Source organism: Pseudoalteromonas sp. 78C3 (assembly GCF_002836695.1).
GTDB classification, from domain to species: Bacteria; Pseudomonadota; Gammaproteobacteria; order Enterobacterales; family Alteromonadaceae; genus Pseudoalteromonas; species Pseudoalteromonas arctica.
Genome location: NZ_PJAV01000173.1, coordinates 63,998 through 79,630, shown reverse-complemented (window position 1 = coordinate 79,630; position 15,633 = coordinate 63,998). Strand labels below are relative to the sequence as shown.

At 39.8% G+C, this 15,633-nt stretch carries 17 protein-coding genes and 1 pseudogene; 9 read left to right on the top strand and 9 right to left on the bottom strand.

The window, feature by feature from the left end; translation table 11 throughout:
• The first annotated feature begins 2 nt into the window (after positions 1-2).
• The 6 genes from dinG to CXF76_RS19090 are packed head-to-tail and all read left to right on the top strand — an operon-like array spanning position 3 to position 4,840.
• Entirely contained in the window at positions 3-2,078 is a 2,076-nt protein-coding gene (dinG, locus tag CXF76_RS19115) for an ATP-dependent DNA helicase DinG (protein ID WP_024590775.1), read from the top strand.
• On the top strand, positions 2,078-2,854 hold the full coding sequence (locus tag CXF76_RS19110) for a TSUP family transporter (RefSeq protein ID WP_024590774.1): 777 nt from the start codon (positions 2,078-2,080) through the stop codon (positions 2,852-2,854). The genes dinG and CXF76_RS19110 overlap by 1 nt, the downstream gene beginning before the upstream one ends.
• Position 2,855: 1 nt before the next feature.
• Positions 2,856-3,464, top strand: coding sequence for a primosomal replication protein (locus tag CXF76_RS19105; RefSeq protein ID WP_007584039.1), 609 nt, complete (start codon positions 2,856-2,858; stop codon positions 3,462-3,464).
• Between the two features lie 13 nt (positions 3,465-3,477).
• On the top strand, positions 3,478-4,371 hold the full coding sequence (locus tag CXF76_RS19100; protein ID WP_024590773.1) for a histone deacetylase family protein: 894 nt from the start codon (positions 3,478-3,480) through the stop codon (positions 4,369-4,371).
• Between the two features lie 51 nt (positions 4,372-4,422).
• Positions 4,423-4,704 (top strand): late competence development ComFB family protein, encoded by a 282-nt coding sequence (locus CXF76_RS19095; RefSeq protein WP_024590772.1) that lies wholly within the window; start codon positions 4,423-4,425, stop codon positions 4,702-4,704.
• Positions 4,688-4,840 (top strand): DUF2496 domain-containing protein, encoded by a 153-nt coding sequence (locus CXF76_RS19090; protein WP_007584045.1) that lies wholly within the window; start codon positions 4,688-4,690, stop codon positions 4,838-4,840. Before CXF76_RS19095 ends, CXF76_RS19090 begins: the two co-directional genes overlap by 17 nt.
• Positions 4,841-4,842: 2 nt before the next feature.
• Here CXF76_RS19090 and CXF76_RS19085 read toward each other — a convergent pair whose 3' ends face one another.
• Complete coding sequence (locus tag CXF76_RS19085; protein WP_007584047.1) at positions 4,843-5,364, bottom strand: sel1 repeat family protein; 522 nt, start codon at positions 5,362-5,364, stop codon at positions 4,843-4,845.
• Between the two features lie 105 nt (positions 5,365-5,469).
• Between CXF76_RS19085 and CXF76_RS19080 the strand changes: the two genes are divergently transcribed.
• Positions 5,470-6,354: a DMT family transporter gene (locus CXF76_RS19080; RefSeq protein ID WP_024590771.1), complete on the top strand. Its 885-nt coding sequence runs from the start codon at positions 5,470-5,472 to the stop codon at positions 6,352-6,354.
• Positions 6,355-6,384: 30 nt separating this feature from the next.
• Here CXF76_RS19080 and CXF76_RS19075 read toward each other — a convergent pair whose 3' ends face one another.
• From CXF76_RS19075 to CXF76_RS19065, 3 genes are read right to left on the bottom strand one after another with little or no spacing between them, the layout of a single operon-like run.
• The gene (locus tag CXF76_RS19075) at positions 6,385-6,897 is read right to left on the bottom strand and encodes a CC0125/CC1285 family lipoprotein (RefSeq protein WP_024590770.1); all 513 of its coding nucleotides are present in this window, start codon (positions 6,895-6,897) and stop codon (positions 6,385-6,387) included.
• Between the two features lie 25 nt (positions 6,898-6,922).
• On the bottom strand, positions 6,923-7,663 hold the full coding sequence (locus tag CXF76_RS19070) for a hypothetical protein (RefSeq protein ID WP_024590769.1): 741 nt from the start codon (positions 7,661-7,663) through the stop codon (positions 6,923-6,925).
• Positions 7,660-8,151 (bottom strand): RNA polymerase sigma factor, encoded by a 492-nt coding sequence (locus CXF76_RS19065; RefSeq protein ID WP_024590768.1) that lies wholly within the window; start codon positions 8,149-8,151, stop codon positions 7,660-7,662. The genes CXF76_RS19070 and CXF76_RS19065 overlap by 4 nt, the downstream gene beginning before the upstream one ends.
• 140 nt (positions 8,152-8,291) lie before the next feature.
• Here CXF76_RS19065 and CXF76_RS19060 point away from each other — a divergent pair, with 140 nt between their 5' ends.
• Positions 8,292-9,638 carry a S8 family serine peptidase gene (locus tag CXF76_RS19060; RefSeq protein WP_101164377.1) on the top strand — a complete coding sequence of 449 codons (1,347 nt, stop codon included), beginning with the start codon at positions 8,292-8,294 and terminating at the stop codon, positions 9,636-9,638.
• On the opposite strand, the gene CXF76_RS19055 is transcribed toward CXF76_RS19060, so the two are convergent.
• From CXF76_RS19055 to CXF76_RS19045, 3 genes are all read right to left on the bottom strand, one after another.
• On the bottom strand, positions 9,622-10,575 hold the full coding sequence (locus tag CXF76_RS19055) for a surface lipoprotein assembly modifier (RefSeq protein WP_024590766.1): 954 nt from the start codon (positions 10,573-10,575) through the stop codon (positions 9,622-9,624). The two genes, CXF76_RS19060 and CXF76_RS19055, sit on opposite strands and share 17 nt — an antisense overlap.
• 66 nt (positions 10,576-10,641) lie before the next feature.
• Positions 10,642-11,508 carry a hypothetical protein gene (locus tag CXF76_RS19050; protein ID WP_101164376.1) on the bottom strand — a complete coding sequence of 289 codons (867 nt, stop codon included), beginning with the start codon at positions 11,506-11,508 and terminating at the stop codon, positions 10,642-10,644.
• Between the two features lie 136 nt (positions 11,509-11,644).
• A complete protein-coding gene (locus CXF76_RS19045) occupies positions 11,645-13,807 on the bottom strand; it encodes an exonuclease domain-containing protein (protein ID WP_232785138.1) in 2,163 nt (720 codons plus the stop codon).
• Positions 13,808-13,936: 129 nt separating this feature from the next.
• Between CXF76_RS19045 and CXF76_RS20845 the strand changes: the two are divergent.
• Positions 13,937-14,116, top strand: a pseudogene (locus CXF76_RS20845) (protein phosphatase); the annotation flags it as partial.
• 38 nt (positions 14,117-14,154) lie between these two features.
• On the opposite strand, the gene CXF76_RS19035 reads toward CXF76_RS20845, so the two are convergent.
• Together CXF76_RS19035 and CXF76_RS19030 are read right to left on the bottom strand one after the other, a co-directional pair.
• Positions 14,155-14,874, bottom strand: coding sequence for a DUF6445 family protein (locus CXF76_RS19035; RefSeq protein WP_024590763.1), 720 nt, complete (start codon positions 14,872-14,874; stop codon positions 14,155-14,157).
• Positions 14,867-15,607 carry a SapC family protein gene (locus CXF76_RS19030; protein WP_024608640.1) on the bottom strand — a complete coding sequence of 247 codons (741 nt, stop codon included), beginning with the start codon at positions 15,605-15,607 and terminating at the stop codon, positions 14,867-14,869. The genes CXF76_RS19035 and CXF76_RS19030 overlap by 8 nt, the downstream gene beginning before the upstream one ends.
• Positions 15,608-15,633 lie beyond the last annotated feature (26 nt).

The window sequence follows — 15,633 nt, the reverse complement described above, 5'->3', positions numbered from 1 at the left end:
CCATGCTTTCTGACTCACTAAAAAAAACAATTAGGCAAGTACACCAGCATGTGGCTAGCAACCTAAACGATTATCGCCCTCGTAGCAGTCAAAACTACCTTGTAGCCGAAATAGCAAAAACGCTTGCTGGCGAATACCATAAAAAGCAGCGCATTTGCGTAATTGAAGCAGGCACCGGTACCGGTAAGTCTCTTGCCTATTGTTTAGGCGCATTACCGCTTGCCTTAGCGCAAAAAAAGAAGCTAGTTATTTCTACCGCAACCGTTGCACTGCAAGAACAATTAATAGCAAAAGAACTCCCATTTTTTAAAAAGCATTCAGGCCTCGACTTTAAATTTGATTTAGTAAAAGGTCGCCATCGTTATATTTGTGCCCACAAATTACATAATGCTGTAAACGGCGATAGCCAAACACAAATGGACTTTATGCCAACGCTTACTTCACCATTGAGCGCAATGGAAACCAAGTGTTTGAATGAGCTATATAACGCCTATGTGAATAAAAAATGGCAAGGCGATAGAGACAGCTGGGCTGATACCGTACCCGATAGAGTGTGGAACTTAATAGCGTGCGATAAACATTCATGCCAACGCCAAATGAAGGCCCATCAAACGTGCCCGTTTCAGCTTGCGCGTAATCAATTAATGCAAATGGATGTACTGGTAATTAATCACTCTTTATTACTTGCCGATTTAGACTTAGGCGGTGGTAAAATTTTACCAGAGCCCGACAACACCATTTACGTTATTGATGAAGCGCATCATTTAGCACATATAACACGCGATTTTTCATCGGCCGCAGCAACAATTAAAGGCACGATAGAATGGCTTGATAAGCTCACCAAGTTTAGCGGGAAAATGGCGAAGGTTTTAGTGGGGCAAAGAGCTATTGGGCAAAACTTTAAACTTTGCGACAGCATTAATGACGCGAATAAAGATTTAAAAGTAGTGCGCGACATTCTTGATAATGCCGATTTTGAATACTCAAAAGACGATACTTATCGCTTTGAACACGGTGAAATTCCACAATCATTGCACAGTAAAGCAAAAGACATAAGCGAAGCCACGCAAGATGCGCTGCGCTGTTTAAACAAAATGCACGACACCCTTACCCAAGATGTAAGTGATGGCGACATAAAACCTCACGTTGCCGACCCAATACTAGGCGAAAGCGGTCAATACATAAACCGGTTAGAACAACTAAACAAACTATGGTTTAGTTACGCAAAAAAAGGCGAAGGTGCTCCTCATGCACGGTGGATAAAACGCCTTGAATACAAAAGCCATCACGACCACTTATTAAGCGACTGCCCTATCGAGGTCGGTTATTACTTAAAAGATAAATTGTGGCGAGAATGCGCGGGCGCTGTTTTGTGCTCTGCTACATTAAGTGCACTCGGCTCGTTCGATCACTTTGCTTACGAAACAGGACTTGCTAAAGAAGAAGGCGTTAAATTTATTAAAGTACCTTCTCCTTTTGATTACCCCAAACAAGCCACTTTACGTATTCCGGTATCTAAAGTAGAACCAACCGATAAAGACTTTAGTGATCACCTAGCTAAAACATTACCAGAGTACCTAGATGATAAAAAAGCGAACCTTGTACTATTCGCTTCTTACTGGCAAATGGACCACGTAACAAAGTTTCTTAGAACAAAAGGTTTTAACTTATTAGTACAAGGTGAGATGTCGCGAGAAGCGTTGCTTAAATTACACACCAAAAATGTAGACGAAGGCAAAGGCAGTATTTTATTTGGAACGCAGAGCCTTTCGGAAGGTCTTGATTTACCTGGTAAATATTTAGAGAACTTAATAATTACCAAAATTCCGTTTGCTGTACCTACTTCGCCAATAGAAGAAGCGCAAGCAGAATTTGTACAAAGCAAAGGCGGTAACCCGTTTTTAACGATTACCGTACCAGACGCCGCAAAGAAATTGGTACAAAGCTGTGGTAGACTGCTGCGAAAAGAGAGTGATGAAGGCTGTATTACTATTCTCGATAGGCGCTTAGTTACTAAGCGATACGGTAAAGCCATGCTCGACACTCTACCACCTTTTAAAAGACAAATAGATTATTAATGTTTGAACTCGCACTCGATCCAACAACTTGGGCTGTTTTATGTGCTGTTGCACTTGCCGCAGGTTTTATAGACGCTATCGCCGGTGGCGGTGGCATGTTAACTGTGCCCGCTTTACTAACAGCTGGCTTACCTCCGCATTTAACACTAGGAACCAATAAACTAGCAGCAAGTTTTGGCTCGTTAACGGCAAGCTATACATACTATAAAAAGAACTTATTTAGTCCAAAGTTTTGGGCTGCCTCCATTATTGCTACTGCAATAGGTGCATTGATAGGCACTCTTATTGTTGATCATTTAAGTATCGATTTTTTAAACAAACTACTCCCCATTATTATTATTTTAGTTGCCGCTTATAGCTTATTTGGTAATTTAAGTACTACCGAAGGCGATGAACTCCCTAAACTAAACAAAGCGATGAAAATAAAACAATGGCTACAGGGTTTAGCATTAGGCTTTTTTGATGGTTTAGCAGGCCCAGGTACGGGGACATTTTGGACCGCTTCTAATGGCATGCTTTATAAAATGAACTTGCTACTCAATTGTGGTTTAGCGCGTTCAATGAACTTTGTTTCTAATTTTATATCGCTCATCACCTTTGTAGCACTCGGACATGTAAACTTTTTACTTGGCATAACAATGGGCTTTTTTATTATGCTAGGCGCATGGTTTGGAGCACATTCAGCAATACGTTTTGGTAGTAAATTTATTCGCCCTGTATTTAATACTATGGTTATACTTTTAGCATTAAAACTAATTTACGAGGCTTACTTTTAATATGCATTCAATGGCTTTAGATAAACTACGTCAACAAGTTGCAACGCTAAAACAACAAGCTGAGCAATTTGATAAAGCTAAACTTTTTTCTAAAAATCGTTACATGCAAGCGCAACCTAGCTTGTTTGACCGCGCAGTTTTTAGTACAAAAAGCATGAACCTAGTCGATTACGTAATAGAAATAGAAGATGAAGTGTCAAGGTTACCGCCAAGTGAGCATCGCCATGCTTATACCTACGCGCTTGAACGTATAGGAGCTCAGGTACAAGCTGTATTCAACGTTATTAAATCAACGCCTATTTGGGTTAAAGAAAACAAAAGCCATTATAAACCACGCCCTAAGCAAACCGTTTATAAGCAAGCGGTACAAAAAATAATGCAATCATCGCACGAGCTTTACGACGAATTAAAACAAAACCATGAGTTTGAACGCCGTTTAGTGCTCATGATTGAAGAGCGTAAAATGCAAATGGATAAAGCCTCGCCAGCTAAAGCACAAAAGCTTAACCTTGAAATATTAAGCACACATGCTCGATTAGGCCGCTGCAGAAAAGCAATTTCTGCCACCGAGGACAAAATACAACAAGTAGAAAAACAGCAGCTGCGTTAAGCCGAACTTTACTATGCAGCTTTATTATCATCCATTGTATTCAGACCTTATACTCCCAGAACGTCATCGATTCCCTATTCAAAAGTATAAGTTACTTAAAAGCGAAATAGAAAATCTAGGTGTTTCGGCTATTCACTTTCAAGAGCCTATAAAAGCAACTAAATCTCAACTTTCGCTATGTCATAGCCAACGTTATATAGATGACTTTTTAAATGGAATACTAAGCGATAAAGCAATTAAAAAGATGGGATTTCCCTATTCGCAACAACTTGTAGAGCGTACTCTTTTATCTATTGGCGGGAGTATTCAAGCTGCTGAAGCGGCTTTTAGTCACGATCTAACCTTCAATTTAAGCGGTGGTTATCATCATTCTCATAGTGATTTTGGCAGTGGCTTTTGTATTTTTAATGATTTAGCTATTGCAGCAGCACATTTAATAAATACAGAGCAAGCCGACACTGTTTTAATTTTTGATTGCGACGTACACCAAGGCGATGGCACAGCACAAATCACTCAAAACCATAACCAAATTATTACCTGCTCAATTCATTGTGAGCAAAATTTTCCTCGTAATAAGCAAGAGTCCACTTACGATTTTGCATTGCCCGCTAAAACAGCCGACGATGAGTACCTTGCTACATTAAAGCAAGCACTCGATTTTTGCGTGCGCATACATAACCCTGATATTATTTTGTATAATGCAGGCGCTGATATTTACACTAAAGACGAGTTAGGCTTGTTTAATATATCGCTCAATGGCGTATATGAGCGCGACTTGTTTGTTCTCAACTTCTGTAAGCAACATCAAACCCCACTAATGTGCGCTTTAGGTGGCGGTTATCAGCGTAATTTGAGTTCACTAATTAATGTTCATAAACAACTATTTAAAGCCGCTATCGATTTATAGTAAGCCTTAGTATAGACTCAGTTAAACGGATTATTTTAAAGCGGTGGGAATATGCGATTACACGAAGACATACACAACTATTACGAAAAGATTGTAGTTGAAGAAATCATCAAACTTAAACTTGATGAAAAATATGATGAAGATGTAATGGCTGACTTTTGTTGTACGGTACTAAATCAGCTCCCGCCACGATATATTCGCTACGATGTAGATATGGCGTTTTATTTACCGCAATCAGAACGCATACATATGGAACAACGTGTGCAAACAGCAATAAATGTCGCCATTAGCCAAATATCAAAAAAGAAAGAATTAAATGACAAGCCCACTTGATCAAGCCCCTACACATATTAAACTTGCAGTAGATTTAATTATGATACTAGAGCAACACGATGTTGCTCCAGAAGAGGTCTTAAAAGCACTCGATATTGTAAAAAGCGACTTTGAAAAAAAGCTAGAAAAGCCATAACTCTATTCTATTATTTGTATGTCGTGCTCGGTAACGCTACCTTCGTGCTTAGTGCAATCAATTTTAACTTCACCAAATGTACGTCTAGGCGAAGTTGAACGACGACAGGTCATATTTTGTGCTTTAACGCCAAATTGCGTTATATACAACGCAACTGTTTCGTCTATTTGTTGTTTTTGCTGCGTAGTCGCTGCACTGTAAAATACATCGTATTGCGCAGACCAATTTTCAACCCCCGCTTCTTTTGCAACGCCTAGCCAGCCCATCCCTAGTTTAGTAGATTGCTCCAAGTATTGGCCTTTCAAAAACATAAACGCCAACGTGTATTGTGCGCTTTTATAGCCTAGCCCAGCAGGCTCTTTTAAATAATTGAAAGCGGCCTCAAACTGTCCTTTTCGATACGCTTTAATACCATTGTATTCATTCTTTTTCATGGTGGTATCACTGTAAAGGTTGATTGAGCTTGAATTACATCCACCCAAAAAAGTGATAAATACCATAGAAACTACTGAGAACGTTTTCATTCTTATCCTTAATTTATTATTTTTATATGCCAGTTCCGAATATGGCTTACTCTTTTTATAAACCCTGTTATTCTAAAAACCAATCAGCATAATTAAAATACTATCATGACCTTAGCAAGCTTACTGCGATTATTTTTTCTGGCCGCTATTTGGGGCGCTTCTTTTTTATTTATGCGAATGGCAGCAAATAGCTTGGGGCCTGCGGTATTAATTGAGCTAAGAGTAGGCTTTGCTGCAGTTACTTTATTTATTGTTGCTTTGTATTTAAAACGCCGCTTAGCGTTTATCCAACATAAAAAACACTTTTTTATTATAGGCGCGTTTAATTCTGCTCTTCCGTTTTTATTTTTTGCTTACGCAGCTCAAACTATTAGCGCATCCACACTCTCAATTTTAAATTCTACAACACCAATATGGGGTGTTGTAGTTGGAATTTTATGGACGAAAACAAAGCCCAATAAAAGTATGGTGCTTGGTTTACTACTTGGCTTAATAGGCGTTGCAATACTCGTTGGGCAAAATCATTTTGTATTAAATAGCCAATCAATTTTGGCCATAGTAGCGGCATTAAGCGCATCACTTTGCTATGCCATTGCATCGCATTACACTAAAAACGCGCCTAAACTGGCCCCATTCGATAACGCCCATGGCTCAATGTGGGCTTCAAGCTTTATGGTATTGCCGCTTATCTTATTTATGCCAATACGAGAAATACCAAGCACCAACGTTATGCTAGGTGTACTTGTATTAGGAGTAATGTGTACTGCACTTGCTTATATTTTATTTTTTAAATTAATCGACGATATTGGCCCAACCTCAGCACTCACGGTTACATTTTTAATTCCATTATTTGGCATATTTTGGGGACATTTAATTTTAGATGAGCAAATTGGGCCAAATACGTTACTCGGCGCATTATTTGTCATTGTGGGTACTATGTTGGTTACTGGTTTTTTACCACGAAAAAAGCACTTAGCTAAAACAAGCTAAGTGCTTATATCAAGCGCTTTTACCAAACGCTTACTTTTGCGCCTTTTTGCTTAAATTTTCAATTAAGTCTTGGGCGCTAAAACTGTTTTCGCTTGGTTTAATGCCTTTGCCCATTTTAATATCAATCAGGGTGTGCACTTCTTTGCGTTTATCATTGTTGCTTAACTGTACGCCTACGCTGCTTGTTGGGCTAGCGCGTGTTTCGCAAGTTAATAAACCACAGCTTCGCTCATATTGCTGGCTTTGTGATGCACTAATAGATGACGCAGGAGCTTGCGATTTAGACTCAACAAAGGTTTCTTTATTAGTTACAACAAACCAGTCGTAGCCTTGCGCTTGTGTAAGCTCAGCCGCGCGTAATAATGCATAGTCACCGGCATCGGCTACGTTGTTTGATACGCTTTTAAACTCGACTCGGTATTGATCGTCGCTAATTTTTTGCTCGCTATAACCTTGCGATCCATTATTCGCGGCGCGGTAATCCGGTTTAGATGCACAGCCCGCCATAAGTAAAATACTGATAATTAAAATAGATGTTTTCATAGTTCACCACGTTTTATACACATTATTATTTGTTTAACTGCCACTTTGCGCTAATTGCTTGCTGTTCTTGCGCTCTATCTAGTGGTGCGCCGCTGATCATGCTACCTATAACAGCATCTAACTCACTGTTATTAGACGCCGTTTGATATTGCGCGCCATTGTTACTTTGCTGCGTGGCTGTTTGCGCTTTAATTTGCCAACCGCTTTGCGTTTTACAAGCAATGCTTGTTTGCGTTGTATTATTTGAGCTTAGTGCATACTGCCTACAAAGCTCACCTTGCTGATTTTTAAAACTAAGCTGCGCACTAAATACTGAGCCATCACTTTGCTCAAACACACCACTACTTAGTTGTGTGTTAAGGGCTGAGGCGGTATTGCTGGCTACTAAATTTTGCGACTCATTGGGTTGTAAATAGCTCGTCATTGCAATACCAAATACCACGGCAACGCTTGCAGCTATTGCTAAACTTTTATTAGCCGACTGCTTAACCTTTTGCCAAGGCCTTAACGTTACTACATTGCTATTTAACGTGTTTTTTGTCGTTGTTGTATCAAGCTTTGCAACCGTTTTAGCTAACGAGTCACTAAGTGGTGCGTCGTCAATACTTATTGCGTGCTCCTTTACTAGCATGTCTACTTCGCTAAATTCTGCAAGTCGCATTACTAGCGCATCATCGGTTTCAAGGGCTTTACGCACTTGCTCCATTTCGTCCTCGCTTAGCTCTGAGTCTAAAAAGGCGCTAAGAGTTTCGTCGTTAATGTTCATACTTGCTCCTTTTTAAAGTCGGGTTTTATTAAGTTATAAAGTGTACTGCGTGCGCGCGATAATTTACTCATTACACTGCCTATAGGTATATCTAGCGTATGTGCTACTTCTTTATAGGCCATGCCCTGCAGTGCCACCAGCGATACTATGGCGCGTTGCTCTTCGGGTAATTGCCCAAGTGCTGTATTTACATTTTTAAGCATTTGTTTGTTTTCGAGTGTTTGGTGCTCATTACTTGATATTGGCTCTGGTAAAATATCGGCCTGAGCCTTATTTTGCCTTACCTTGCGTGAGCGGTATTCGTCTATCCACACATTACGGCAAATTTTAAATGCCCACTTAGCAGGCTCAACGTCATCCGGAATGCCTTTTACTAATAGTTTTTCAATTGTTATTTGCACTACATCGTCTGCATCTGCTTTACTACCCGTTAGCGAATAGGCAAAACGCCTAAGCATGGGCAATAAGGCTTTTAATATTTCGTTCATTGATTTTTACCCCTTTTATAAAGAAGACGATTCAAAAAAACATTTATTCCCAAATAATCAAAATAATTTAAATAATGAAATATTTCTATGTGTTAAACGTTAACTAACCAGCATAATAAATTTAATAGAAGTAACCCACTATGAATATTAAAAACACACGCGTTAAACACATAATAGCCGCCTCGCTTTGCATATTTAGCGCAACGAGTTCAGCCAACATAGTAAGAGTCGATCAGGTGCTTGGGCAGCTAAGCCCAATAGAGCAGCGTATTGAGCAAACTATAGAGCGAGCACAACGCCTGCCGCTTCCGGTGCCTGTTCCACAAATATCGATTGATGAACTAAAAGCGCAAATAAGTGAGCCTATTAGCAGCTTACCTAATATGCTTAACATTAATATAAATAGCCAAAACACTGCATTTGTTGAAGTAGAGCTTGAAAACGGCTTTAGAGCAATAGAGCGCCAATGGTTATTAATGGCAAATAGCCAACAACTTAATACCCTAAAGCAGCAAAATGTAACCATTGTATCGGTAAAAAATTACAACGCACTTAACATGAGCTTAGTGCGCTTTAACGTACCCCAAGGTGTTAATTCTAAAAGTGAGTTATTAAAAGCGATTAACTTAGATGAGTCTGCAATACTTGACCGAAACCACATTTACCAAGCGCAAACAGGCGAGCCTAGCGTGAAAGTAACACAAAATAAGCCTGTTGCTCCTTACTGCACACAAAGCGTAAAAATTGGCATGATCGACAGCGCTATTAATACCAAACACAGTGCTTTTAGAGGCGCCAATATCACCACGCAAAGCTTTTTACCTAAAGGGTTAAGCTCGCCAAATTTACACGGCACCGCCATTGCAGGGCTAATTACAGGTAAAGGCGCAAAACTTAACCCGCTTTTAGGCAGTGCCAAGCTTTACAGTGCCGAGGTGTTTTATAGGCAATCTGAATATGCACAAGGGGCTACTTTATTTGCCATAGTAGAAGCACTTAACTGGCTAGTTAGTAATAAAATACCCGTAATAAATATGAGCCTAACGGGGCCAAATAACGCAATTTTAGAAGCAAGTATTACTGCAGCAATAAAACAAAACGTATTAATTGTAGCTGCTGCGGGTAATCAAGGGCCGGCGTCGCAGCCGTTATACCCAGGTGCGTATAAAAGCGTGATAGCGGTAAGTGCTATCGATTCAAAAAACCATATTTATAGATGGTCAAATAAAGGCGATTACATAGACTTTACAGCCCTTGGTGTAAATGTTGTTACAAGCCAAGGCAATGGAAAATTTGGTAGGGAGTCGGGTACGTCAATGGCGGCGCCGCATGTAAGCGCGGCATTAAGTTGTTTATTATTAAAGCATGGTAATAATAAAACCAAAGCACTTAACGAGCTTACATCGCTGGCCGTCGATTTAGGCGAGCAAGGCAAAGACACCACCTTTGGTTATGGCGCCATTTACCCACCTAAAAGTGCACTTTAACTGACGCCGATAAAACCGACTGAGTATAGGTATTGCTACTAAGCTTTGATTGGTAATCGCCATATTCAGCCTCGGCTATTAGTGTTACGTGCTCAAACACAGCTACGTTATAAAACGCATTAACTACATTTCGGTGCTCATCTCGCGACGGTATTTGCTCAAAAAAGTCATCCGTTGTTTGCTCGTCGTAATCTTTATTTTGATAACGCCACCCTGCGCCCACTTTATTAGCCACATTAAAGGCCGTAAATTTGTGCGTAACTTTTGTAGTAAAGCCGTAGCCGTTAAAGTCGTACTGGTTGTCGTCGGCGTTTTCTTTATCGGCACTTAGCGCTGCCATTAGCATGGTTTGCCCATTATTTATAAAATGATAAAGCGCTACATCGGCACCTACGCCATCAGCATTACGTGCTTTTGCAGTAGCAAAACGTTTAGCTTTGTTTTTTATGCTCATACGTAAATACGTATGCGGGTTTAAAAAATGGCCATAGTAAGCGCTGGCTTGATTAAAATGTAAAAATGGTTCGCCATCTACATTTGCTTTTGTGCCATCGTAACGAACCCCTACCTCATGGCTATTAAAGCTGTAGCTGCCATCTAAACCATATTGATGAAGGTCTAAATCGTATTGATCAAATTCATCGTAGTCTTGCTGTTCAAACCGGTAGCTTGAAGTTAATTTAGCGCCTTTGGTTAATTGCCATTTTGCATTAACACCGGCTGCGGTTTTTATGCCGCTGTCGCTTTGCGACGAAATATCGTCAAGCTCCTGAACAGAGAGCGCTGAATTGCTTAATACCCCAACTTCTGCATCTGCATTTAGCTCAAAGCTACTTTTAAAGGGTTTATTTTGCTCAGGTGTTTTAACGTGGTTGGTTTGTGCAAGCACCGCTTGGGCACTAAAAACACACAATGTGGCGGTTATAACTGCTTTCATATTTATTCTCCAACAGGCCGAATAGGTTTCCCTATTCGGCATTTGTGCAAACACGCTTAGGGCGTATTAAAGACCTAAGTCTAAATCGTTAGTAATGTTGGTAACTACTTCACTTGCGGTGCTAAGTGCTACATCGTTACTAATTTGATCAGTGACCGCTGCACTCACCTGCCCGCTAACACTTTGCTGTACCGTACTTTGTAAACTGCTAACCGTACTATCTTGCACGCTGGCAATTAAAGATTGCTGAACACTGCTTACAACTTCATTACTGGTATTAATTGCATCACCTACTTGCAGTGCAGAGCTCACTGAGTTTGCAGCCGTATTAGTAATTGCTAATTGGTTTGTAAGCGCACTCGCTGCATCAGCTTGAGTTACTGAATCGGTAGCGCTGCCCACGTTTGAAAGTAAAGAGGCACTTGTTGGTGTATCGGTAGTATCAGGCTGAGCGGCTTGATCAGAGGTAAGTCCAAGTAATGACGACTGGCTCACTGCAGTCGTTAAATTACCCGCCGATGAGGTTAACTGCGCTGTTGCATCAAGCGCTGTATTGACTGTGGTATTGCCTGTGGTATTTAAAGACGATGCCGATGCGTTCAATGCGTTATTTAAAGATGAGCTGCCAGAGGCCACTAATGAATTTGCAGGCTCTGCGGCCTCGCTGCTTTCTTGCGATGGAGTTTGTGTATTATTTGCCGTTGAATCTGTATTTTGCGAGTCATCAGCCGTTACTTGTGTATCGCTAGATGCGTTTGTATCATTGCTACCACTGGCTGTTAAACCGTTTTGTGAAAGCGCAATAGATGTAGATGTTTGTTGCTGCGCCGACGTAGACTGAGATATTTCAATATCAGCGGCGTGCACTGCACCTGTAAAAGTACACACACCGCTTAACATCATTACGCTTACAATTTTATTTAATTTAGTCATTGTTTTGTCCTCTAGTTTGTCGGATTGACATAAAGAAGACGATTTACAAAAACACTTTATTCCAAAAATAAATTAAAAAATTACAATAAAACCACTTATTAACTAAATTTCAAATACTTAAAGGTAAGCTAATACCCTACGGCGTTAGCGTTTCACTATTTTGGATCAGCAATAACAGCTCGGCAGTAGCCGTTGCATCGGCCAATGCGCGGTGATGGCTGGTTAAGTTTAAATTAAAATGCGTACTAAGGTTACCAAGCGAATACGACTTTAAGCCTTTAAACGCTTTGCGCGACTCAACCACGGTGCACATTTTTGGCATTTTAAAAAAGTGCCCTGCCATCTCGCATTCTTTTTTAATAAAGCCATAGTCAAAATTAACGTTATGGGCTACAAAAATACTGCCTGCTAGTTTATCAATTAGTGGCTTTACAACCTCTGCAAATACGGGCGCGTTATAAACCATGCTGTCGCTAATACCAGTTAGTGACGTTATAAATCCAGGTATATGGCGCTCGGGGTTAACTAAGCTAGTCCAAGTATCAATTACTTTACCGTGCTGTACTTTTACAAGGCCTATTTCGGTAATACGGTTACCGCCTTTTAAGCCGCCCGTGGTTTCTATATCAACTACGCTGTAAATACGGTTTGGGTCTACAAACCACTTAACTGCGGCAATATGTACCGTAAAGCCCACATTTTTTAAATTATCTATGGTGGTAAGTTGGTTGCGCCTAAGCTTATCACCTGGGGCTTTTACCTCTTCAAAATGTACTTGGCCATTATTAATTACCATTAAGTCGGGGTAGCCGTCTTTTAGCTGTAAATAATGTTTGCTCATAGCCGTTAAATGAGTAATTAATGCCTCAAGTGGGCTGTTTAAAATAAGCGCTTCTAGTGGCTCTAATAAATTGCTGCGCCACCTAAACAAACCGTTAGGTTGATCAAAGTATTGCGCTGCATTTTTGCATACTAAATTAAGCAATGCTTGCGACGTTTGGCACTTTGCTAAGCGCTCATTTATCTGTATTTGCTGCGCTTCATAAAAATTACCAAGCCTTAATACTTGCGGATAAATATCAAACTCATTGCATGGCGGATAAGGCGACTCCACAAATAGCTCATGCCAAAATACCAAACCAAACAAACTTTGCCAAAGCGTGTTTTCGGTATTAAATACCTGCATACCTTGGCGAGTATAATAATCGTTTACGCCCTGCTCTACTTCACCTCGGTACAGTTCATCTATTTCTAGCACGCACTGAGTATCGGCAAGCATGGCACTTAAACGAGAACGTGTTTTTTTATTAAACTTACGCATTAAAAAATCGTCAGCAAAATACAGTAAATCATCAGTGAGCGGGTTTTCGATAATGGCTTCTAATCGAGCTTTTACCCACTCTTTATTGCCAAGCCTGTATTGCTCTCTTATTTGAATTTCTTGTGCTTCGCTATCATCCGCGCACCCTTCTAGTAAGCTAAAAGCAAGTTCGCTATCAACTGCTTTTAGCTGCCTATAAAGCCTAACTAATAATTTATTTTTTAATGCAACGGCTATTGCACCATGTGCAGCTTGCACTAAAACCTGTGACGCTAAAGCAACATAGTCGCTCTCATCTGTTATATTTTTAAATGCTAACCGGTAACGGTTTAATAAATAGTTTGATTGCGCTTCGTCAAGTGTTTCAAAGCGTGACAAGCTCTCACTGTGCCCTTCGCGTGTAGCGGTTAAGCCTAAGTCTCGCATTACAAAACGATTTTGATGATTCACATCTCCACTGCTTAGTTTGCCTGCAAATAAAAACTCAAAATACTCGTAGTAATCACTGCGGTTATTAATTACATACTGGCTATAAAGTGGCGCAAGCTCTTGTGGGCATGCTTTAAAAAACTCACGCGCAATATCCACCAGCGCGCCTTTACCGGCGCTCTTTTTAAAGCTTATTTGCTCGTCGTAATTACTTAGCAACTCAACCAAAGAAGGTTTGGTTAAGTGCGCTAAAAGCTGCGAATAATGCTGCTCGTTTGGCTCAAATAAAATATCGGCTTTTTTAAGCGTATAAATAGCCTGATGCGGTGATGTTATTTCTTCATAATTAAGCGATTGCGCCTGCACCAAATAAGGCTTTCGCGAGTACACACGCGCCAACATGCACTGGCTTTGTTCATCTAGCTGGTTAATTTTACTAATAAATTCACTATGTTTAGGCTCAAGTAAATGCATACATTTACTAGTTACAAACTCAATAAGCTCTCTAAAATGCGCTAAATAGTATTTTGCTGGTAATTCTTTTTTCATAATATCGCCATAACTGTATATAAAAACAGTATCTAGTATTTGCGCTTATTATTCAATCTTAAACTTGTAATCAGTAATGCTTATAGTTGCCATATAAAAATAATGTAGGGTCGATAAGCACTAAATGTAAAAAGCGACATATTACAAGCCATACAACAAAAACAAACCATTGCCATACATTGCAAAGGTGGCACCTGCGGCACAGGGTTGGTCGCTGCACTTATTTTAAATTCGACAGGTTACACATAAGAAGAGGTATACAACCTAGTACAAGGCATTCGCCCTAAAGCACTCACTATAGAGCTGTAAAAAGAGTACTTTGAGAGTTTTAGTCGGTAATAAAAAAGCTAGCGTAAAACAGCAAAGCTACTAATAGTTAAACGCCCATTAACTGGGTCGCAGGCATAACCATTAGACGCGTTTATATTACCGGAATGCAATAAGTTACTTGGGTATATAACTGCGCGATTTAGCTTTGCCTCTACTCTGTAAACTTGCTCAAACAAAGTTGTACTTCCATTTATATATTGTGGATTTTTATGAAGCTTTTGCGCCATGGCTTGTTGCTTAATAGCTTGTCTATAAAGCATAAGCCGCTCTTTTGTTATACGTTCATACCCTAAGGATTTATGCTTATAAAATGAAGTACCACCATGAGTTTCATCACATAAAAAGTGCACCATAGCAAGTTGATTCATATTAGGTGTATCAAAATGAGGGAGCATTTGTATTGGCCTGAGCTTATCAGGCTCAGTGCATGCAATTGAAAAAGCAGAAAGAATTACATCAAACTCGCTTTTATCCGCCATATCAAAGTGCGAATTAATAATTGGCGCAAGCGCTTTTAACCGCTCGATATAACTAAGCGGTGCTGCTTTTCTTACTCCTGGGTAAAAATCACTTTCTTGTGCGCAAAACGATTCTCTAGCACTTTGAGAAAACACAGCAAAATTAATAAGCGCATCTACATTATTTACAAAATCATCAATAACAATAATTGGGGTTTTCTCTTCCCCTACAGTATGTATGTGTAACGCCGTATTTTCGTTTAGTTTAAAATCAATCATCGGCTAAATTAAGCACTGCATTTTTACGCTCTATCAATGGGTATATTTGGCCAAGTGAGGTTATAACAGTATAAATAGCGGGTAATAAAGCGCTTTGATGTAAAAGCGTAATTTGATCACTATTAAGTTGTGCGAGTCTTTCTTGGTTAATAATGTATAGGCCGTTTAACTTTATTTTTTGACTGTTCTGAAACGTTACCTCAAGCGATAATGGCTGCAGTAACTCATACTGTAACAAGGTATCAATTAACTTTTTATTGTCTATTTCGCCTTGTAATAAATGCCCTAAACACTGCTTTATTTGTTTGAAATAGCTACTTTCTTCTGCGCTTTGGGTATAAATTGGTTCTAAATTATTCTGGCTTTGCGCTCGATTATTAACGACTGCTGGGCTATTTAAATTAATACACACAGGGTATTGAGTTTGCTGCGCATGAGTATCACCAACAAAAAATGGCTGACGCTGTAATTGAAGCGGTAAATACACGCCCTGCCACTGCGAGTTCTGATAAAACAAGTTCTCATGTTGCTCAAAGCCTAATAAAGCATTGAGTGTAAACTCCCCTGTTTCTGAGTTTTTTGCAAAAACTATAGGCTGCTGAACGGCAATTTGATTAAGTTCCGCCATAACAACAGGAATCATATTAATGTTTTCAGCGTGTGATTGTGCTTTTTGTGTGTCTATTTTTATATGCTGATGAGCACTTTGCTCTAATGCGACTAAATTTTCCATGCGTGTCTCTTTATTGTTTTTATGTG